Here is an 18,761-nt window from a genome sequence, read left to right as displayed (position 1 = left end):
CCTATTTCGCTCCCGGAAAGACGCCGTCGAAGAGATCGCCGGAATCGTCGGCCACATCGCGGATTTCCCGGCGCAGTGTCGGGTCATAGCCTCGGCGCGTCGTATTGTTGTTGTGCGAGGCAAACAGCGTTGCGTCGTCCACCGTGAACGCATCCTTCCAGCGGATGCTCCTGATCGTATCGAGGTCGTCGGAATCCCTGAACTTGTAGACCCGGTCGGCCGTCGCGGTGACCAGCTGCGGCTTCTCATTGGCGAGGTCGCCGACCATATCGCCGAAATCGCGACCGTCGCTCTTCAGCGTGTTCTGGACGTCGTCCCAGACAAAGGTGCGCTGAGGGTCGCCGTCGCCTTCATGCGAGGGCGTGCGCGAGCAGCTCATGGCGTCACTTCCGGGCAGCGCCGGCAGGGACGGGATTGGAAAGACGTTGGAGAAATCCGACGTGCAGTCCAGCCCATTCGCCTCGGCGAAAGCGGCGTTGCGCATGGCAAGCATGGTTCCCACCTTCTTGGTGGAAATCCGGTTTGCGTGGATCATGAAGATCACGATCAGCAGGATGACCGGTGCTGCGAGCACGAATTCGATCGAGGCCAGGCCGCGCCTGTCGCGATGCAGCCGCATCAGCAGGCCGCCGGCCGGCGCGCCGCCGGCATGTTCAGTGTGTGTTGACGGCAGCCCAGGCATTGGCTCCTCCCTTGTCGAAGACGCGGGTCAGGCCGGTGAAACTATCGGCGGCCGGGCTCTGCTTGATGGTGTTCGAAACCTCGCCGGTATCGTCGGCAAGCGTGGCAGGCGCAAGCGATGCCAGCCAGTCCTGGGTGTAGAGATCGAAGGCCGTATAGTTGTGGACCCAGCTCTGCGCCAAGGCATAGGCGGATGCCGTCTTGTCCTTGAAGATGCGGATCTGCAGCCGGGCGCGCGGCGCGCGTGAAACGATCGCCAGCGTCTGGTAGTCGTCGAGTTGTTCGCCGCCAAACGGCGTGAAGTTGAAGGGTATGCGTCCCTTCAGCCAGTAAGGCTTGGGGAAGGAGATGACCGGCAGGTCAACACCCGCCACAGAGATCGCGCCACCCGCCGGGCCGCAGACCTGGTTCCAGATCATGTCGAACTTGCGGGTGAAATCGTTCTCGTCTTTTGTCTGTGAGTCCGAATAGCGCGGCGGCACGTCGATCGGCAGCTGGAAGGGGTTCACGATGCCGAACCCGACACCGAAGACCTTGTCTGCGAGCCAGAAGCTGACATCGAGCGCTGCTTCTTCCAGCCAGCTCAGATCGCCGGCATATTGTTCGACAATCGCTTTGAACGGCACCTTGCTCAGGTAGGCCGGGCCGAAGGCTTCGTAAAAGATGTAGAAGTTCACCAGTGCATTGTCGATGCCACTCTTGTGGTTGACAAAGTCGCGAATATGGCTGCCGTCGACTCCGCCCGCGGTCAGCGGGCCTTTGCCGTTGGGGAAGCCGCGGTTGGCATACTCGCCACGCATCAGAAACGGGTCCTGTCCCTCCGTACCCCTGCTCATCGCAAGGCACATTTCAGCATAGGCCGAGGCGGGATTGATGCCATCGCGATCGACCGGCAGGTTACCGCCCGCACCTTCTCCGGCCTGGTCGCAGGATTCGCACGGCGGATGGAAGACGACATGATCCGACTTGTTCAGGCGCACTAGATGCAGGGCCTCATTGCCGACCCGCTGCGGAAAGCTCTCGACCAGGTAGTCGTTGAGGTCGTTCATCGCGTCGATGATGTCGCTAGACTTCACGATCAGGCCCCAGGGATCATAATCGATCTGTGCTTTTACCGTGTATGCAATCGCAAGACTGGCCTCCGTCGCCCGGAACCCCTGGAAAGCCAGGCAAGCGCCGTAGATGATGCCGCCGACGATCGGGACCTTTTCCCAGCCGGGGCAATAGGGCATCGGCGGAAGCGGCGGCAGAAGCGACGCCGGTCCGAAGCCGTCCGTGAAAGAGTATTCGGCGAGTTTCGCCAGAATGACGCCCGAGCGCAGCGCCAGTTCCGCCGAGGTGAGCTGGAAGGCGACCGAGGTCGCCATGACCACGGTTGCCTGCGAGGAGGCGACGTTGTTCATCGCCATGATGTTGAGATAGCGCGCTTCCCAGTCGGCATGGACCATAGCGGCAGCGTCTGCCGTGTCCTGGGTGCGCTGCTTGTCGTAGATCAACTGTCCCGTATTCAGGATCCATACGATCATCAGGGCGAGCGCGATCGTCATGTAGAGGATGATCGGCGACAGGAAGCCGCGTTCGTCGCGGTGCAGGCGTTTGATCAGGGTCGGCGTCATAGCAGGTTCACCTCCGCCGTCGAGATCGTGTAGTAGCGGCCGTCTTTCCTCTGGCCGCGGGCAAAGACCCAGCCGGCATATTCGAGCAGCAGGAAGCGCGCTTCGACCCTGGCGGTCACCGGCACATGCGGCGAGCGGTTGATGGCGGCATAGAGCGCCATAGGCGCGCGGTCGACGGTCACCGTGACGTTCTGCGGGTCGAACATGTAGCGAGCCTGGTTGCGCATTGCGCGCCAGTTCTTCGAAAGGCCGGAGGCATCGGCAAGGCTTTTCAGCGCCTCTTCCGGCGGCTGACAGGCGCCGACACATTTCAGCTGGTCGTAGGGGGCGGCCGGGATCAATGCCAGGCGGGCGGCAAGATCGGCCTTCCCCGGGGCAGCGTCGTCATCGCAGGTCTTGGCGTCGATGAAGCTCCGGAGGGTGATCGGCAGGGCCGGGCAGAAATAGACCCGGGCACTGCGGGCCGCCGCATAAGCGGCATAATGGGTGAAGAGGTGGTTTTTGGCCAGGATCGCGAATTGGAACACCACGAACATGAAGAAGACGAAGACCGGGGTGACGAGCACGAAATCCATCATCGTCGTGCTGCCGGAGATATCGCCGTGCAGCTCCGATATCCGGCGCCGGCGGGCGGAAAGCCGCGGCAGCAGCAGCATCGAGGCAAGCAAAATCATCGCAATCGCAAAGGTCCCGAAGAGCGCGCCGTGATCCTCAGGGATCCAGAAGGTCCGTGAGTGCAGGATCGAACTCCAGAAGGCACCGTCGAAGATGGGGCGTTCGAGTTCAGCGCGCATTGCCGTTACCTCACGAGTGAAAGAGGGGTGAAATCAGGCATGAAAAGGCACCAGAGAAGTCCGAGAGCGGCAGCAACGCCGAAGCGGACGGTATGATGTGTCTCGCGTGGCTTCAGCACCGAAGCGGCATCGCGGAAACCGGCAGGCAGAAGCAGGGCGAACAATCCGACGGTCCTGGCCAGCACGCTCCACTGAACACGCCGCGCCATCGAGAAGACGGCGATCACGCCGCCGACCATCAGCGATGCAAGCGTCACGTCGATGGCCGGCCAGAGGCCGAGAATGGCGCCGAGCGCCGCCATCAGCTTGACATCGCCGCCGCCGCAGCTTCCGGCTGCGAAGGCGATGATGAAGATCATGCCGGCCGCAATGAGGCCGGCGAAGGCAAGGCCGATCCCGGCCAGACCGCCGCTGACTGCCGCCAGCATGAAGCCGGCAAGCAAGCAGGGATAGGTCACGGCGTTCGGGATGTGACCCTGGCGGTGATCGAGCACCGCCGCGGTCGTGGCGCAGGCGACGGCAAGAGCCGCCGCCGCAGGCATCAGGGTCAGATCATAGGTCGTATCCATGATCCCGGCCCACTTATTGACCCGGCTCGGGAATTCTCTCGGCATCCGAGAGCGCCGTGTTCTTTTCGTTGAACCATTCGCCGATCTGTTTGCCGAATGCGAGCAGGATCAGCATCAGCGGAATGACGATCAGGGCGACGGCGAGAACGATCTGGGCCATGTCGCCGCGCTCGTCCTGGTGAAGTGCAATTGCGAGTGTCTTGAGTTTTCCAAACATCTGCGTATTCCTCGTTCCTAGGGTTGTTTCGGATCGAAGACCTGAGAGAAGATTACCAAGCATACGGTATCGATCCGAACGAGCACGTTGCTCGTTCCAATGATATGTTCTGCTTCAGCTTTTCTTCCCCGGCGGCCAACGCTTGTTGAGCAACACCATTAAGACCCAAGAGTGCGCCCAAGGCCAGCCCTCCGTCAAGCAAACGAAACGAAGGGTTCCAATTGCCTTGGAGGCATGGCGTGGGAAAACGGAGTTGACGCCGGGATTTCGCAACTAACCGATTGATTACGCTGCAGTTTTACCTCAAGAAGGGAAGTCTGCGACGATCTTGTGGCGACTTGTCTACTGCTCCATAATTGGTCAATTCTTTCAAGGTGATAGAAGAAGGCGCCTGCAGGGGTCATCTGGGCTGTCTCAGCGCGACGCGGCCATGGTGTTGCTTGACGATCTGGATTAAGCTTTCCTGCAATGGCGGGTATGATCCGCTAGTCGATCCGGAGAGAAAACGATGGAAACGATGAGCAGCATCTTGATACTTGCATTGGTCCTCATTCCACTGATGATGTTCTTTCCGACCGCGGTCCAGATGATGGCGACATTGTTCGGCATGAGCACGGTTCTTGTGGGGATGCCGCTCTGATGAAGGCCGTTTCCGACGACGCCGCCGAACAGGCGACCTTCCAGGTCCTGACCCGGGCACTGGACAAGCTCTTGGGCCCGATCCGCTTCCTGCTCGATGATCCGAGCGTTTCCGAAATCCTGATCAATGGGACATCCAACATCTTCGTCGAAAGGCGCGGCAAGCTCGAACGCGCCGATACGCGTTTTGCCAGCCGCGAGGACCTGGAATCGGCTGCGCGCAGCATCGCGCAATTCTCCGGCAAGCGACTGACGCCGGAGGAGCCGAGCGTCGAAGCGCGTTTGCCGGATGGCTCGCGCGTGCAGATGATTCAGCCGCCCGCGTCCCGCACCGGGCTCTGCATCTCCATTCGCCGCTTTTTGAAAGAACATCGCAGCATCCGCGACCTCGTCACCCAGGGCAGCCTGACCGAGGGGTCGCTATCGCTGCTGCAGGCGGCCGTCGGGCTGCAGAAGAACGTCATCATTTCCGGCGGCACCGGCACCGGCAAAACGACGATGCTGAACGCGCTGTCGGAGGCCTTTGCCGACCACGAGCGCATCATCGTCATCGAAGACACGTCCGAATTGCAGATCCGCAAGGAACACGTCGTCTATCTCGAAGTCACCAAGCCCGACCGTTTCGGCCGCGGCGGCGCCAGCATCCGCGACCTGTTCCGCTCATCGCTGCGCATGCGGCCCGACCGCGTCATCGTCGGCGAGTGCCGCGGCGGCGAGGCGCTGGATATGATCCAGGCGATGACATCAGGCCATAGCGGCAGCCTTTCGACGGTTCACGCGAACACGCCCTACGACTCCCTGCACCGGCTGGAGACGCTGGCGCTGATGTCGGATATCGACATGCCGCTCCGGCCGCTGCGCGCCCAGATCGCCTCGGCGGTCGACGTCGTCGTGCAGATCGCCCGTTTCAAGCGCACCGGGAGACGCCGGGTGATCGAGATTTCCGAGATCAAGGGCCTGAACAATGACGGCCAATATATCGTCGAGAGCATCTACAAGCTCGAGGGCGACGGCCATTCCAATCCCGACGGCGCATTGCTGTGGACCGGTGTCGTGCCGAGCTTTGCCGCCGATGCGATCGAAGAGCTGCAAGGCGCAGAACGCCCCGAATGGATAGGTGCCGCCGCGCGGGAAACGGCTTGAAGTCCATCGGCGGACGCCGCCTGGTGGAAAGCGAGTTAGGATTTACGGTTAGGCGATACCCAAAAACACGGCGAGCGATCTTGTGACTGCTAAGAGAGCATCGTCTTCCAGGCGACCGATTATCGGCCCAATTCGTTCCCGTTTCACCGACATGCTTTTGTCCACCTTCACCTGCGAGGCTTTGCGCAAACCGCTGAGCGCTGTCGGCTCGATTGTCGGCCGAATGAGCGGCGCGTCGATGAGGGTGCCGGAAATCGGCAGCACGGTAACCGTGCCGGTTGCGTCAAACTGATCCGCCTGGATGATGAGCGCCGGACGCGGTTTGCCGAAATCGCCGGTGATGGCAACGGTTACGATGTCACCGCGCCTCACGCTTCACCATCATGGTCCATGTCGGCGAGAGCGGCATCGAGGAAATCCTGCAAATCGCGATCGCCTGCATCGGCAAGAGCTGTCTGAACGGACTGACGATGGCATTCGTCGGCAAAACCAGGGCGACGGGTATCCGGAACCCATATTTGCACGGGACGCAGTCCAGCGGCCCGCAAAGCCTCGCGGCGCTTTTGAACTCTTTCGTTGACCGGCGTTGCCATGACGAACTCCATTGCCGCGTTACATGTAACATAAGAACCCGGTATTGCCATGTCAATCTGCCGGCGGTCAGGGCTGCGCGGACATCTGGAGAGAGATGCAATGCGCTCGGTATTGGCGGGAAGGACGGCCCTTATACGCCGCCATCCTTTTCGGCACTCGCCGCCATATGGGTGAGTTCGTCCCAGAGACTTTCGGCGAAGCTGCGCAGAACCGTCAGCTCGAAGCTGTCATCGCCGGTGCGGGCGATCTGCACCGAGAGATGACCGACCATCGCCATCGCCGAACGACCTTCCGGGAAGATGGCAGGATCGAGATCGACGGCGGTGCCCTTTGCAAGAAGCAGCCGCGAAGACCGGCCGGAAACGCCGATGCGGACACGTCCGTGGCTTTGGTCCATGACGAAGGCTTTTCCGGCAAGCGCTGCCGTAAGAGTATCGAGACCGGCGGGCGTAAGCGGCTCGTCGCCGGCGACGAACCATTGCCGGAAGCCGGCCTTGCGGATCGAACTGTTTGCAAAGCCGGCTTTGACCAGTTCGGCGGCAAGTGCCGCCGGCTCGATCGTGCCCAGTACGTGTAGCAGATGGCCTTCCGGCAAGGCTTCCAGCCGGATGTCTGCCGCTGAGATACCGGCATATGCTGCCCCGGCGAGAACCGGTCTGTGCTGAGGAAGATCAAGCATGGAGCTTCTCGTTTTCAGGATCGACGAAGACAGGATGGCAGAGCACCGCATCGGTATATTCGTTGCGCAGGCCGTTCCAGACCGTCACCTTTTCACCGATGCGCTCCGGCCCGCGCCTGACCAGAGCCAGGCCGATCGTATGGCCGAGCGTCGGCGAGAATGCGCTTGATGTGACGTAGCCCTGGTCGTTTTCGAGCGTCGCTGCATCAGCCTCAACAAGGATATGCGAGCCGGTGCGAAAGCCGCTTGCCGGATTGAGCGGCTTGACGCCGACGAGGCGCGGCCGTTCCGGGTCCTGCAGGCCTTCGCGGGCGAGCATCGCCTTGCCGATGAAATCCGGCTTGGTCGATGACACCATGCGGCCGAAGCCAAGATCGCCTGGTGTGACCGTGCCGTTGATCTCGGCATGGGTGACATGGCCTTTCTCGATGCGCAGAACGCCGAGCGCTTCGGTGCCATAGGCGCAGATGCCGTGTTTCTCGCCCGCCGCCATGATCGCGTCGGCAACGTCCTCGCCGTAACCGGCCGGCACCGCAAGCTCGTAGGCGAGTTCGCCCGAGAAGGAGATGCGGAAGAGCCGGCCTTCGAGGCGGCCGCCGAACAGCGAAACCTTTCGGGCGCTCATGAACGGGAAGGCCGCATCCGATAGATCCTCGTCGACGATCTCCGAAAGGATGGCGCGCGACTTCGGCCCGGCAACGGCCATCTGCGCCCATTGATCGGTCGACGAGGCGAAGCAGACGTCGAGTTCCGGCCATAGCGTCTGGGCGCAAAATTCGAGATGGGTGAGCACGCCGGCGGCAAGCGCCGTCGTCGTCGTCATGAAGAAATGCTCGTCGCTGAAGCGGCTGGTGGTGCCGTCGTCATAGATGAAGCCGTCCTCGCGTAGCATGATGCCATAACGCGCCTTGCCGACGGCAAGCTTGGCGAAGCCGTTGCAATAGATGCGGTCGAGGAAGGCCGCGGCATCGCGGCCGAAGATTTCGATCTTGCCGAGGGTCGAGACGTCGCAGAGGCCGGCATTCCTCCGGATGTTCAGCACTTCGCGATCGACGCTGTCGCGCCATGTCGTTTCGCCGGCGCGCGGGAACCAGGAGGAACGGTACCAGAGGCCGGTTTCGACGAAGACCGCGCCGTTCTTCTCAGCCCAGCCATGCAGCGGCGATTTGCGCCCCGGCTGGAAATGTTTGCCGCGCGATGTCCCGGTCAAAGCACCGAAGGAGACCGGCGTATAGAAGGGCCGGAAGGTTGTCGTTCCCACCTCGGCCGGCGACACGCCGCGCGCCTCGGCCAGGATGCCGATGGCGTTGATGTGGGAAAGCTTGCCCTGGTCGGTCGCCATGCCGCTCGTCGTATAACGCTTGGCGAGCTCGACATGGCCGTAGCCTTCGCGCACGGCAAGGCCGAGATCCTTGAGATGCACGTCGTTCTGATAATCGACGAAAGCCTTGCCCTTCGAACCCTTGACCGACCAGAGCGGCTTTGCCGGGGCAACCGTCTCGGAAGCTACGGCAAAGGCCGGTTCCGCCGCTGTGAAGCCAATCGCCTTCAACGCGGCAGCTGCCTTTGCGGCGCCATCACCGATGCAGGCCGCGGTTTCGGCAAGACCGGCAGCCGAGCCGGCAACGGCAAGACCGTCCTGTCCGGCCGGCGCCAGAAACGCCGCGGTCTCGTCCGACCATTGCGGCTTGCCGCCGCGATGGCAGGCAAGATGGATGATCGGGCTCCAGCCGCCCGACATGGCAAGCGCATCGGCGTCGATGCGGCGGGTGCCGTTTGCGGTTTCGACGCTGACGCCGTTGAGGCGCTGGCCACCAAACGCGTCGATCACCCGGGCGCCCTTCAGCACCTCGGCGCGGCCCTGCCAGCCCTTGCCCGCATCGGCGCGGCTGTCGACGATCGCCGCGACCTGAAGGCCGGCGGCTTCAAGGTCGGCGGCGGTGCGGTAACCAGAATTGTCGGTGGTGAAGATTACCGTGCTTTTGCCTGGGGCCACTGCCTGCCGGTTGAGATAGCTGCGCATGGCGCCGGCCATCATCACGCCGGGAATATCGTTGCCGCCGAAGACCAGGGGCCGCTCCTCGGCGCCTGTCGCCAGGATCGCCTGCCGGGCGACGATGCGCCACAAGCGTTCGACCGGACGGTCCGGATCGGGCATCGCCACATGCTTTTGCACCCGTTCGACGGCGCCGAAAACATTATCGTCGTACCAGCCGAACACGGTCATGCGCGGCAGGCGGCGCACATTCGAAAGCCCTTCCAGCTCTGCCAGCAGCTCGCCGAGAAGCATGTCTGCCGGCTTGCCCTCGATCGTGCCGCTATCGGAAAGCAGGCTGCCGCCGAGTTCGGGCCCTTCGTCGGCGAGGATGACGCGGGCGCCGGCGCGGCCGGCGGTGAGTGCCGCGGCAAGGCCGGCAGCACCGGCGCCGATCACCAGCAGATCGCAATGCGCCCAGCATTTCTCGTAGGCATCGGGATCGGCCTCATAGGAGGCTCTGCCGAGGCCCGCCGCTTTGCGGATCACCGGCTCGTAGAGCTTTTCCCACAGCGCCGCCGGCCACATGAAGGTCTTGTAGTAGAAGCCGGCGCTGAGGAAGGGCGAGAGCAGCCCGTTGACGGCGCCGACATCGAAACCGAGCGAGGGCCAGCGGTTCTGGCTCTTGGCCGCCAGCCCCTGGTGAAGCTCGATCATCGTCGCGCGCGTATTGGGCTCGGTTCGGCCGCCGCTGCCTGTCGTGACCAGCGCGTTCGGTTCGGCAGCCCCGGCCGTCAGGATACCGCGCGGGCGGTGGTATTTGAAACTGCGGCCGACGAGTTGGATGCCGTTGGCAAGCAGCGCCGAGGCGAGCGTATCACCCGGATGGCCTGCGAGCGCCTTGCCGTCGAAAGTGAAGCCGAGTGTCGTGGCGCGGTCGATGCGCCCGCCGGAGGAAAGACGGAAGCTCGTCATGCCAGGTCCCCGCCAAGCTTCGAAAGCGCGGCATCCCTGACGCCATGAACCACATGGGTGACGGTATCACGTTCGACGATCAGCCAGCGGCGGCATCCAGAGGAATGGTGCCAGTATTCGCTGTGGCTGCCACGCGGATTGTCGCGCAGATAGACATAGTCGAACCAGGCCTCCACGCCGGCATCCGGCGCCGGTCTGATAAGGCCGGCATCGCCGCGGATCGAGAATTCCTCCTTGGGCCGGGCGCCGCAATGGGGACATGAAATCAGGCTTGCCATCGTCAAATGTCCTCAGTGCAGATTGGGCTGGGCGCCGACGCCCTTTTCGTCGATCGGATAGCCGCGGGCGAACCGGTCGAGCCGGAAGGCGCGGGCCGTCTGATGCGGCGTGTTGCGGGCGATCAGATGGGCGTAGCAGAAGCCGGAGGCGGGCGTCGCCTTGAAGCCGCCGTAACACCAGCCGGCATTGAGATAGAGATTGTCGATATGGGTGCGGTCGATGATCGGCGAGCCATCCATGCTCATGTCCATCACCCCGCCCCATGAGCGCAGGTAACGCACCCGCGACAGGGAAGGGATCATCGCCAGCCCGGCTTCGGCGACATGCTCGACCGAGGCCAGATTGCCGCGCTGGGCATAGGAATTATAACCGTCGATATCGCCGCCGAAGACGAGCCCGCCCTTGTCCGACTGGGAGACGTAGAAATGGCCGGCGCCGAAGGTGACGACATTGTCTATGAAGGGTTTCAGCCCTTCGGAGACGAAGGCCTGCAGCACATGGCTTTCGATCGGCAGGCGAAGGCCGGCCATGTCGGCGACGACGGTGGAATTGCCGGCCGCCGCCAGCGCCAACTTGCCGCAGCCGATGAAGCCCCTGCTGGTCTCGACGCCGGTAACCTTACCGTTTTCGCTGCGGATGCCGGTCACCTCGCACTGGGTGATAATATCGACGCCGCGGCTGTCGGCGCCGCGCGCATAACCCCAGGCGACCGCATCGTGGCGTACCGTGCCGCCGCGCGGTTGGTACAAAGCGCCCATCAGCGGGAAACGGGCATTGTCGAAATCGAGGAAGGGCAGTTTTTTGCGCACCGCCTGTCGGTCGAGAAGCTCGGCATCGACGCCGTGCAGCCGCATGGCGTTGCCGCGGCGCGTATAGGCATCCCGCTGCGCGTCGGAATGGAAGAGGTTGAGGACGCCGCGCTGCGAGACCATGGCGTTGAAGTTGAAGTCCTGCTCCAAGCCTTCCCACAGCTTCATCGACAGTTCGTAGAAGGGATTGTTGCCGGGCAGCAGGTAGTTCGAGCGAATGATCGTCGTGTTCCTGCCGACGTTGCCGGAGCCGAGATACCCCTTTTCAAGGACGGCGACATTGGTGATGCCGAATTCCTTGGCAAGATAATAGGCGGTGGCAAGGCCGTGACCGCCGCCGCCGACGATGATGACGTCGTAATGCGGCTTCGGCGCCGGATCGCGCCACGCGGGCGCCCAGCTTTTGTTGCCGCGAAGGCCGTTGAGAAAGATCGAAAGAGCGGAATAGCGCATGGGTCAATCCGATAAGAACCGCTGCATGATGCCAGAAAGAGCACGATCGACTTGCGCAATAAGGACATGAATGGTTAGAAAAGAGACATGTCCTCCACCGATAGTAAAAATGTCCAGGAGATCGGCTTCATCCTGATCCCCGGATTCGCGCTGATGTCCTATGCCTCGGCGACCGAGCCGTTGCGGGCGGCAAACCTTCTGGCCGGGCGCGAAATCTATCGCCTGTCGATCTTTTCGCCGGACGGGGAGCCGGCGCGCTCCTCCTCGGGCGTCAGCGTGCCCGCAGAACCGCTTCCGGCCAGGGGTTCCGGCCTCGGCACGGCCTTCGTCTGCGCCGGCGGCTTGCCGCGCGACTGGCGTTATCCCGGCGTGCTTGCCTGTCTGCGGCAGTTATCGCGCGAAGGTGTGAGGATCGGCGGCATTTCGGGCGGGCCCTATCTGATGGCCGCGGCCGGACTGCTGGCCGGCCGCGATTTTACCATCCACTGGGAACATGCGGCCGCCCTTCTCGAGGCTTTTCCCGATCTGTCGCCGCGCCAGGCGCGCTTCATGATCGACGGCAACCGGATCACCTGCGGCGGCGGTATCGCGCCGCTCGACATGATGCATGTGCTGATCGCCGAGCGCATGGGACCGGATTTTGCCCGCCGCGTCAGCGACTGGTATCTTCACACAGAGGTCAACGAGCCCGCCGCCCCCCAGCGCGCTTCGCTCGCCGAACGCTACGGCGTCCACCATCCCGGTCTGCTCAGCGTTCTCGAACGGATGGAGGAGACGATCGAGATGCCGCTCGACCGCGCCGCCATGGCGCGCATCGCCGGCGTCACCGTCCGCCATCTCGACCGGCTCTTTTCCGCCCATCTTAAGACCAGCTTCCTCGATCAGTATCATAGGATCAGGCTGCAGCATGCCCATCGCCTGCTGAAGCAGAGCCCGCTTTCCGTCTCGGAGATCGCTGTCGCCACCGGCTTTTCCAGTCTTAGCCACTTTTCCCGGATGTTCCGCACAGTCTACGGCATCGCGCCGCGTGAGGCGCGGCGCGAATAGGTTTTCTTCACGGTTGAGAAAATTTCACTAGGGCGATAGGGTTGCCTCTTAACAACGCGAAGGCGGCAGCATGAAATCCAAGCTTGAAGCGGCGAAGCAACTGGAACAGGCGCAGAGCGAACGCGCTCCCTTTTCCCAGGATCCACACGCTGTTCGCGAGCCGAAGGAAAACAACCTCGAAATGGCGATCGGCCATGAGGTGCGCGCCTACCGCAAGAAACTCGGCATCACGGTCACCGATCTGGCGGCCGCGACCGGCATTTCGCTCGGCATGCTGTCGAAGATCGAGAACGGCAACATCTCGCCGTCGCTGACGACGCTGCAATCGCTGTCGCGGGCGCTGGGCGTGCCGATGACCGCCTTTTTCCGCCGCTTTGAGGAACCGCGCAATGCCGTCTTCGTCAAGGCGGGGCAGGGCATCGAGCTCGAACGGCGCGGCACGCGCGCCGGCCATCAATATAATCTGCTCGGCCATATCGACAATAATACCAGCGGCGTCATCGTCGAACCCTATCTCATCACCCTGACGGCCGATTCCGACACCTTCCCAACCTTCCAGCACGAGGGCATGGAATTTCTCTACATGCTCGAAGGCGAGGTCATCTACCGCCATGGCGATCAGCTTTTCCAGATGCAGCCGGGCGACAGCCTGTTCTTCGATGCCGATGCGCCGCATGGGCCGGAACAACTGGTGGAACTGCCGAGCAAATACCTCTCGATCATCAGCTATCCACAGCAGAACTCCAGAAGCTGACTTGCCTTAAAAGAAAAATTTATTCTTCCTAGTTGAAGTCGACAAATAGTCCTGCTAGTCCTTTCTCACCATGAACGGAGGCACACGCTATGTGCGGCATTGTTGGATTGTTCCTCAAGGACAAGAGCCTTGAACCTCAGCTGGGAAATCTGCTCTCGGATATGCTGATCACCATGACGGATCGCGGACCGGACTCAGCCGGCATCGCAATCTATGGCGGCTCCACCGAGGGAAAAGCGAAAATTACCATCCAGTCCGCCAATCCCAGCGTGGACTTCGAAGGCCTCGCCGGTGACCTTGCGAAGGCCGGCATCAAAGCCGAGGTGTCGATCAAGAGCACACATGCGGTCATCGAGCTTGATGCCTCCAAGCTTGGAACCGTGCGCAAGGCGCTCGAAGAGATCCGCCCGACGGTCCGTCTGATGGGATCGGGCGAAAGCGTCGAGATTTACAAGGAAATCGGTCTTCCGAAAGATGTCGTGAAGCGGTTCGATGTCCGCGCCATGAGCGGCACCCATGGCATCGGCCATACCCGCATGGCGACGGAATCCGCGGTCACCACGCTCGGCGCCCATCCGTTCTCGACCGGCGCCGACCAGTGCCTGGTGCACAACGGCTCGCTGTCCAACCACAACAACCTGCGCCGCGAACTGGTTCGTGAAGGCATGACCTTCGAGACGCAGAACGATTCCGAAGTCGCCGCCGCCTATCTGACGGCCGAAATGGCCAAGGGCAAGGATCTCGGCCAGGCACTGACCGGCGCGCTCGATGATCTCGACGGCTTCTTCACCTTCGTCGTCGGCACCAAGTCCGGCTTCGGGGTGGTGCGCGACCCGATCGCCTGCAAGCCCGCCGTCATGGCCGAGACCGACCAGTATGTCGCCTTCGGCTCGGAATACCGCGCGCTGGTCAACCTTCCCGGCATCGAGAACGCCCGTGTCTGGGAGCCGGAGCCGGCCACCGTTTACTTCTGGGATCACGACAAGGCCGCCTGAGGGGCGCCTGAATGCAGGAGCGGCTCAAACCGTCTCCCGGACCAACGAGGATGCAATGCCGACATTCGATCTTTCCAACACCCCTCTTCGCGAACTGAACAGCGCGCTGCACGCCCTTTCCAAGGGTGCCAACGACACTGAATTCGAAGTCATCAACCCGCGCGGCAGTCATTCCGTTGCCGTTGGTATCGACAGCCCCGTCACGGTCGCCGTCAAAGGATCGGTCGGTTATTACTGCGCCGGCATGAATGACGGCGGCAGGGTCACGGTCCACGGTTCGGCCGGTCCGGGTGTTGCCGAAAACATGATGTCCGGCACCGTCGTCATCGAGGGCGACGCCAGCCAGTATGCCGGCGCCACCGGCCGCGGCGGCCTGCTCGTCATCAAGGGCAATGCAGCATCGCGCTGCGGCATTTCGATGAAGGGCATCGACATCGTCGTTCACGGCAGCATCGGCCACATGTCGGCCTTCATGGGCCAGTCCGGCCATCTCGTTGTGCTCGGCGACGCCGGCGATGCGTTGGGGGATTCGCTCTACGAAGCCAAGCTTTTTGTCCGCGGCGAGGTCAAGAGCCTCGGCTCCGACTGCATCGAGAAAGAGATGCGGCCGGAGCATCTGGAAAAGCTTGCCGAGTTGCTCGACAAAGCAGGCGTGACGGACGTCAGGCCCGAAGAGTTCAAGCGCTACGGCTCGGCTCGCAAGCTCTACAATTTCAACATCGACAACGCCGACGCGTACTGAAGCGAGGGACACCCATGAGCTATCACAATCCTTATACCCCGCCACGCAAGTCCGCGACGTTCGACGACTATACGCTTGCCGAAATCCGCCGCGCCGCGGCGACCGGTATCTATGACATTCGCGGTGCCGGCACCAAGCGCAAGGTTCCGCATTTCGACGATCTGCTGTTTCTCGGCGCCTCGATCTCGCGCTATCCGCTCGAAGGTTATCGGGAAAAGTGCGACACGACAGTCGTCCTCGGCTCACGTTTCGCTAAGAAGCCGATCACGCTCAAGACGCCGATCACCATTGCCGGCATGAGCTTCGGCGCGCTGTCCGGCAATGCCAAGGAAGCGCTCGGTCGCGGTGCGACCATCGCCGGCACCTCGACCACGACAGGCGACGGTGGCATGACCGATGAGGAACGCGGCCATTCGCAGACGCTGGTCTACCAATATCTGCCCTCCCGCTACGGTATGAACCCAAAAGACCTGCGCCGCGCCGATGCCATCGAAGTCGTAGTCGGCCAGGGCGCCAAACCCGGCGGCGGGGGCATGTTGCTCGGCCAGAAGATCTCCGACCGCGTTGCCAATATGCGCAACCTGCCGAAGGGCATCGACCAGCGCTCGGCCTGCCGCCATCCCGACTGGACCGGCCCCGATGATCTGGAAATCAAGATCATGGAGCTGCGCGAAATCACCGATTGGGAAAAGCCGATCTACGTCAAGGTCGGGGGCGCGCGTCCCTATTACGACACCGCCCTTGCCGTGAAGGCGGGTGCCGACGTCGTCGTGCTCGACGGTATGCAGGGCGGCACGGCGGCGACGCAGGACGTCTTCATCGAGAATGTCGGCATGCCGACACTCGCCTGTATTCGTCCGGCCGTCCAGGCGCTGCAGGATCTCGGCATGCATCGCAAGGTGCAGCTGATCGTTTCGGGCGGCATCCGTTCCGGCGCCGACGTCGCCAAGGCGCTGGCGCTCGGCGCCGACGCGGTCGCCATCGGCACGGCGGCACTCGTCGCCATCGGCGATAATGATCCGCACTGGGAAGAGGAATATCAAAAGCTCGGCACGACGGCCGGCGCCTATGACGACTGGCATGAAGGGAAGGATCCGGCCGGCATCACCACCCAGGATCCGGAGCTCGCAAAACGCCTCGACCCGATTGCGGCCGGTCGCCGCCTTGCCAACTATCTCAAGGTCATGACGCTCGAGGCGCAGACGATCGCGCGTGCCTGCGGCAAGAACCACCTGCATAACCTCGAGCCGGAAGACCTCGTTGCATTGACGATCGAGGCATCGGCCATGGCGCAAGTGCCGCTCGCCGGCACCAACTGGATCCCCGGCAAGACCGGTTTCTAAAAAACACCGGCCGGGCGCGTTTGGGAGGATGCGACCGGCTTCATCATCAAGTGTCTAAGATCAATACAAGGGGACAAACGTGACACTGGACCTCTCGCAATACGCCTCCGAAAAAGGCATCAAATATTTCATGATCAGCTACACCGACCTGTTCGGCGGCCAACGCGCCAAGCTGGTCCCGGCGCAAGCCATTGCCGATATGCAGAAAGACGGCGCCGGCTTCGCGGGCTTTGCAACCTGGCTCGATCTGACGCCGGCCCATCCCGACCTGTTCGCGGTTCCCGATGCGTCCTCCGTCATCCAGCTCCCATGGAAGAAAGACGTCGCATGGGTCGCAGCCGACTGCGTGATGGACGATCAGCCTGTCGAACAGGCACCACGTGTGCTCTTGAAAAGGCTGGTTGCTGAGGCTGCGAAAGAAGGGCTGCGGGTAAAAACCGGTGTGGAGCCCGAGTTCTTTCTGATCTCTGCGGATGGTTCGGTGATTTCGGACCAGTTCGATACCGCCGAAAAGCCCTGCTACGATCAGCAGGCCGTGATGCGTCGCTACGATGTGATCGCCGAGATCTGCGACTACATGCTCGAGCTCGGCTGGAAGCCCTATCAGAACGACCACGAGGATGCCAACGGCCAGTTCGAGATGAACTGGGAATATGACGACGCGCTTCAGACCGCAGACAAGCACTCCTTCTTCAAGTTCATGGTCAAGTCGGTCGCCGAAAAGCATGGCCTTCGCGCCACCTTCATGCCGAAGCCCTTCAAGGGCCTGACCGGAAATGGCTGCCACGCCCACATCTCGGTTTGGGACATCGATGGCAAGGTCAACGCCTTCGCCGACAAGGAAATGGCCTTTGGGCTCTCGGCTCAGGGTAAGACGTTCCTCGGCGGCATCATGAAACATGCCTCTGCGCTTGCCGCGGTCACCAATCCGACGGTCAATTCCTACAAGCGCATCAACGCGCCGCGCACCACATCGGGCGCCACCTGGTCGCCGAACACCGTGACCTGGACCGGCAACAACCGCACCCACATGGTGCGCGTGCCGGGACCGGGACGTTTCGAGCTGCGCCTGCCGGACGGGGCTGTTAATCCCTACCTGCTGCAGGCGATCATCATCGCCGCCGGCCTTAACGGCATCCGCAGTCAGGCAGACCCCGGCCGCCACTACGATATCGACATGTATGCCGAGGGGCATCTGGTGAAGGACGCGCCGCGCCTGCCCCTCAACCTGCTCGATGCGCTACGCGCCTACGATGCCGACGAGGGCCTGAAGCAGGCGATGGGGGCAGAATTTTCCTCCGCCTACCTGAAGCTCAAGCATCGGGAATGGAATGCCTACTGCTCGCATTTCACCCAGTGGGAACGCGACAGCACGCTCGACATCTGAGCGGCCGACCGATGTCTTCGAAGACCGCCGACACGCCGGGCTGACAAGCTCGGCGTGATCGCATCCTCGGCACCTGATCTCGTGAAGGAAAAGACAGCATGAAAAACGTCGTACTCACCGTATCCTGCAAGTCGACGCGCGGCATCGTGGCGGCGATTTCGAGTTATCTGGCCGACAAGGGCTGCAACATCATCGACAGCTCACAGTTCGACGATCTCGATACCGGCAAGTTCTTCATGCGCGTCTCGTTCATCTCGGAAGAGGGTCTTTCGGGCACCGAGATCGGCGCCGATTTTCCACCGGTCGCCGCCCCCTTTTCGATGGATTACGAATTTCACGACAGCGAGAAGCGCATGAAGGTGCTGCTGATGGTGTCGCGCTTCGGCCATTGTCTCAACGACCTGCTCTATCGCTGGAAGATCGGCGCGCTGCCGATCGACATCGTCGGCGTCGTCTCCAACCATTTCGACTACCAGAAGGTCGTGGTCAACCACGACATTCCCTTCCACCATATTCCGGTCACCAAGGCCAACAAGGTTCAGGCCGAAGCCCGTATCATGGAGGTGGCCGAGCAGACCGGCACCGAGCTGATCGTGCTCGCCCGCTACATGCAGATCCTGTCGGACGAGATGTGCCAGAAGATGTCGGGCAAGATCATCAACATCCACCATTCCTTCCTGCCGAGCTTCAAGGGCGCCAACCCCTACAAGCAGGCCTACGGCCGCGGCGTCAAGCTGATCGGGGCGACGGCGCATTACGTCACTGCCGATCTCGACGAAGGCCCGATCATCGAGCAGGACACGGCGCGCATCACCCATGCGCAGTCGCCCGACGACTATGTCTCGATCGGCCGCGATGTCGAAAGCCAGGTGCTGGCCCGCGCCATCCACGCCCATATCCATCACCGCACCTTCATCAACGGCAACCGCACCGTGGTCTTCCCGGCAAGCCCCGGCAGCTACGCCTCCGAACGCATGGGCTGAACGCGGCCGAGACCCACTCTCTTTTGCTGGCAAACGACAATCTCCCGTTGCCTGCCAGCAGCAAGTATTTGATTATCGCCTTCAATG

At 62.2% G+C, this 18,761-nt stretch carries 19 protein-coding genes; 8 read left to right on the top strand and 11 right to left on the bottom strand.

What is annotated here, in order from left to right; genetic code table 11:
- Window position 1: 1 nt before the first annotated feature.
- Genes HJB89_RS00920 through HJB89_RS00900 form a run of 5 tightly spaced genes read right to left on the bottom strand, consistent with a single transcriptional unit; the run spans window position 2 to window position 3,877 of the window.
- Window positions 2-682 (bottom strand): TadE/TadG family type IV pilus assembly protein, encoded by a 681-nt coding sequence (locus HJB89_RS00920; RefSeq protein WP_221115557.1) that lies wholly within the window; start codon window positions 680-682, stop codon window positions 2-4.
- Entirely contained in the window at window positions 654-2,297 is a 1,644-nt protein-coding gene (locus HJB89_RS00915) for a pilus assembly protein TadG-related protein (RefSeq protein WP_221148692.1), read from the bottom strand. Before HJB89_RS00915 ends, HJB89_RS00920 begins: the two co-directional genes overlap by 29 nt.
- Window positions 2,294-3,091, bottom strand: a complete 798-nt coding sequence (locus HJB89_RS00910; protein WP_207585340.1) for a TadE/TadG family type IV pilus assembly protein — start codon at window positions 3,089-3,091, stop codon at window positions 2,294-2,296. Before HJB89_RS00910 ends, HJB89_RS00915 begins: the two co-directional genes overlap by 4 nt.
- A 5-nt stretch (window positions 3,092-3,096) precedes the next feature.
- Window positions 3,097-3,660, bottom strand: coding sequence for a prepilin peptidase (locus HJB89_RS00905; RefSeq protein ID WP_207585339.1), 564 nt, complete (start codon window positions 3,658-3,660; stop codon window positions 3,097-3,099).
- A 13-nt stretch (window positions 3,661-3,673) separates the two neighbouring features.
- Window positions 3,674-3,877, bottom strand: a complete 204-nt coding sequence (locus HJB89_RS00900) for a hypothetical protein (RefSeq protein WP_007628054.1) — start codon at window positions 3,875-3,877, stop codon at window positions 3,674-3,676.
- Between the two features lie 492 nt (window positions 3,878-4,369).
- Between HJB89_RS00900 and HJB89_RS00895 the strand changes: the two genes are divergently transcribed.
- Window positions 4,370-5,659 carry a CpaF family protein gene (locus HJB89_RS00895; RefSeq protein WP_246762889.1) on the top strand — a complete coding sequence of 430 codons (1,290 nt, stop codon included), beginning with the start codon at window positions 4,370-4,372 and terminating at the stop codon, window positions 5,657-5,659.
- A gap of 48 nt (window positions 5,660-5,707) precedes the next feature.
- Here the strand turns inward: HJB89_RS00895 and HJB89_RS00890 are convergent, their stop codons facing one another.
- The 6 genes from HJB89_RS00890 to HJB89_RS00865 all read right to left on the bottom strand — a co-directional run bounded on the left by HJB89_RS00890 (window position 5,708) and on the right by HJB89_RS00865 (window position 11,423).
- The gene (locus HJB89_RS00890; RefSeq protein ID WP_207585338.1) at window positions 5,708-6,031 is read right to left on the bottom strand and encodes a type II toxin-antitoxin system PemK/MazF family toxin; all 324 of its coding nucleotides are present in this window, start codon (window positions 6,029-6,031) and stop codon (window positions 5,708-5,710) included.
- Window positions 6,028-6,252, bottom strand: coding sequence for an antitoxin MazE family protein (locus HJB89_RS00885; protein ID WP_207585337.1), 225 nt, complete (start codon window positions 6,250-6,252; stop codon window positions 6,028-6,030). Before HJB89_RS00885 ends, HJB89_RS00890 begins: the two co-directional genes overlap by 4 nt.
- A gap of 131 nt (window positions 6,253-6,383) precedes the next feature.
- Window positions 6,384-6,932, bottom strand: a complete 549-nt coding sequence (locus HJB89_RS00880; RefSeq protein ID WP_221115555.1) for a sarcosine oxidase subunit gamma family protein — start codon at window positions 6,930-6,932, stop codon at window positions 6,384-6,386.
- A complete protein-coding gene (locus tag HJB89_RS00875; protein ID WP_221148690.1) occupies window positions 6,925-9,882 on the bottom strand; it encodes a sarcosine oxidase subunit alpha family protein in 2,958 nt (985 codons plus the stop codon). The genes HJB89_RS00880 and HJB89_RS00875 overlap by 8 nt, the downstream gene beginning before the upstream one ends.
- Window positions 9,879-10,160, bottom strand: coding sequence for a sarcosine oxidase subunit delta (locus HJB89_RS00870; RefSeq protein WP_207585334.1), 282 nt, complete (start codon window positions 10,158-10,160; stop codon window positions 9,879-9,881). Before HJB89_RS00870 ends, HJB89_RS00875 begins: the two co-directional genes overlap by 4 nt.
- Before the next feature lie 12 nt (window positions 10,161-10,172).
- Window positions 10,173-11,423, bottom strand: coding sequence for a sarcosine oxidase subunit beta family protein (locus HJB89_RS00865; protein WP_207585333.1), 1,251 nt, complete (start codon window positions 11,421-11,423; stop codon window positions 10,173-10,175).
- Window positions 11,424-11,510: 87 nt separating this feature from the next.
- Between HJB89_RS00865 and HJB89_RS00860 the strand changes: the two genes are divergently transcribed.
- From HJB89_RS00860 to purU, 7 genes are all read left to right on the top strand, one after another.
- Entirely contained in the window at window positions 11,511-12,470 is a 960-nt protein-coding gene (locus HJB89_RS00860) for a GlxA family transcriptional regulator (protein WP_207585332.1), read from the top strand.
- A gap of 70 nt (window positions 12,471-12,540) precedes the next feature.
- Window positions 12,541-13,224, top strand: coding sequence for a helix-turn-helix domain-containing protein (locus tag HJB89_RS00855; protein ID WP_207585331.1), 684 nt, complete (start codon window positions 12,541-12,543; stop codon window positions 13,222-13,224).
- A gap of 89 nt (window positions 13,225-13,313) precedes the next feature.
- On the top strand, window positions 13,314-14,219 hold the full coding sequence (locus HJB89_RS00850) for a glutamine amidotransferase family protein (protein WP_207585330.1): 906 nt from the start codon (window positions 13,314-13,316) through the stop codon (window positions 14,217-14,219).
- Between the two features lie 55 nt (window positions 14,220-14,274).
- A complete protein-coding gene (locus HJB89_RS00845) occupies window positions 14,275-14,961 on the top strand; it encodes a GXGXG domain-containing protein (RefSeq protein WP_207585329.1) in 687 nt (228 codons plus the stop codon).
- A gap of 14 nt (window positions 14,962-14,975) precedes the next feature.
- Window positions 14,976-16,304: an FMN-binding glutamate synthase family protein gene (locus tag HJB89_RS00840; RefSeq protein ID WP_164015812.1), complete on the top strand. Its 1,329-nt coding sequence runs from the start codon at window positions 14,976-14,978 to the stop codon at window positions 16,302-16,304.
- A gap of 79 nt (window positions 16,305-16,383) precedes the next feature.
- Window positions 16,384-17,691 carry a type III glutamate--ammonia ligase gene (gene glnT / locus HJB89_RS00835; protein WP_207585328.1) on the top strand — a complete coding sequence of 436 codons (1,308 nt, stop codon included), beginning with the start codon at window positions 16,384-16,386 and terminating at the stop codon, window positions 17,689-17,691.
- A gap of 98 nt (window positions 17,692-17,789) precedes the next feature.
- On the top strand, window positions 17,790-18,674 hold the full coding sequence (gene purU, locus HJB89_RS00830; protein ID WP_207585327.1) for a formyltetrahydrofolate deformylase: 885 nt from the start codon (window positions 17,790-17,792) through the stop codon (window positions 18,672-18,674).
- Window positions 18,675-18,761: the final 87 nt, after the last annotated feature.

It is taken from the genome of Rhizobium sp. NZLR8 (assembly GCF_019685025.1).
Classification (GTDB): domain Bacteria; phylum Pseudomonadota; class Alphaproteobacteria; order Rhizobiales; family Rhizobiaceae; genus Rhizobium.
Note: the sequence above shows the minus strand (reverse complement) of the source record. Positions and strands in the feature narration are given on the sequence as shown.

Excerpts from the sequence above, each read along its gene's own strand:
- HJB89_RS00920 (WP_221115557.1), bottom strand. The coding sequence starts at position 682 with ATGCCTGGGCTGCCGTCAACACACACTGAACATGCCGGCGGCGCGCCG.
- HJB89_RS00915 (WP_221148692.1), bottom strand. The coding sequence starts at position 2,297 with ATGACGCCGACCCTGATCAAACGCCTGCACCGCGACGAACGCGGCTTC.
- HJB89_RS00910 (WP_207585340.1), bottom strand. The coding sequence starts at position 3,091 with ATGCGCGCTGAACTCGAACGCCCCATCTTCGACGGTGCCTTCTGGAGT.
- HJB89_RS00905 (WP_207585339.1), bottom strand. The coding sequence starts at position 3,660 with ATGGATACGACCTATGATCTGACCCTGATGCCTGCGGCGGCGGCTCTT.
- HJB89_RS00900 (WP_007628054.1), bottom strand. The coding sequence starts at position 3,877 with ATGTTTGGAAAACTCAAGACACTCGCAATTGCACTTCACCAGGACGAG.
- HJB89_RS00885 (WP_207585337.1), bottom strand. The coding sequence starts at position 6,252 with ATGGCAACGCCGGTCAACGAAAGAGTTCAAAAGCGCCGCGAGGCTTTG.
- HJB89_RS00880 (WP_221115555.1), bottom strand. The coding sequence starts at position 6,932 with ATGCTTGATCTTCCTCAGCACAGACCGGTTCTCGCCGGGGCAGCATAT.
- HJB89_RS00875 (WP_221148690.1), bottom strand. The coding sequence starts at position 9,882 with ATGACGAGCTTCCGTCTTTCCTCCGGCGGGCGCATCGACCGCGCCACG.
- HJB89_RS00870 (WP_207585334.1), bottom strand. The coding sequence starts at position 10,160 with ATGGCAAGCCTGATTTCATGTCCCCATTGCGGCGCCCGGCCCAAGGAG.
- HJB89_RS00865 (WP_207585333.1), bottom strand. The coding sequence starts at position 11,423 with ATGCGCTATTCCGCTCTTTCGATCTTTCTCAACGGCCTTCGCGGCAAC.
- HJB89_RS00860 (WP_207585332.1), top strand. The coding sequence starts at position 11,511 with ATGTCCTCCACCGATAGTAAAAATGTCCAGGAGATCGGCTTCATCCTG.
- HJB89_RS00855 (WP_207585331.1), top strand. The coding sequence starts at position 12,541 with ATGAAATCCAAGCTTGAAGCGGCGAAGCAACTGGAACAGGCGCAGAGC.
- HJB89_RS00850 (WP_207585330.1), top strand. The coding sequence starts at position 13,314 with ATGTGCGGCATTGTTGGATTGTTCCTCAAGGACAAGAGCCTTGAACCT.
- HJB89_RS00845 (WP_207585329.1), top strand. The coding sequence starts at position 14,275 with ATGCCGACATTCGATCTTTCCAACACCCCTCTTCGCGAACTGAACAGC.
- HJB89_RS00840 (WP_164015812.1), top strand. The coding sequence starts at position 14,976 with ATGAGCTATCACAATCCTTATACCCCGCCACGCAAGTCCGCGACGTTC.
- purU (WP_207585327.1), top strand. The coding sequence starts at position 17,790 with ATGAAAAACGTCGTACTCACCGTATCCTGCAAGTCGACGCGCGGCATC.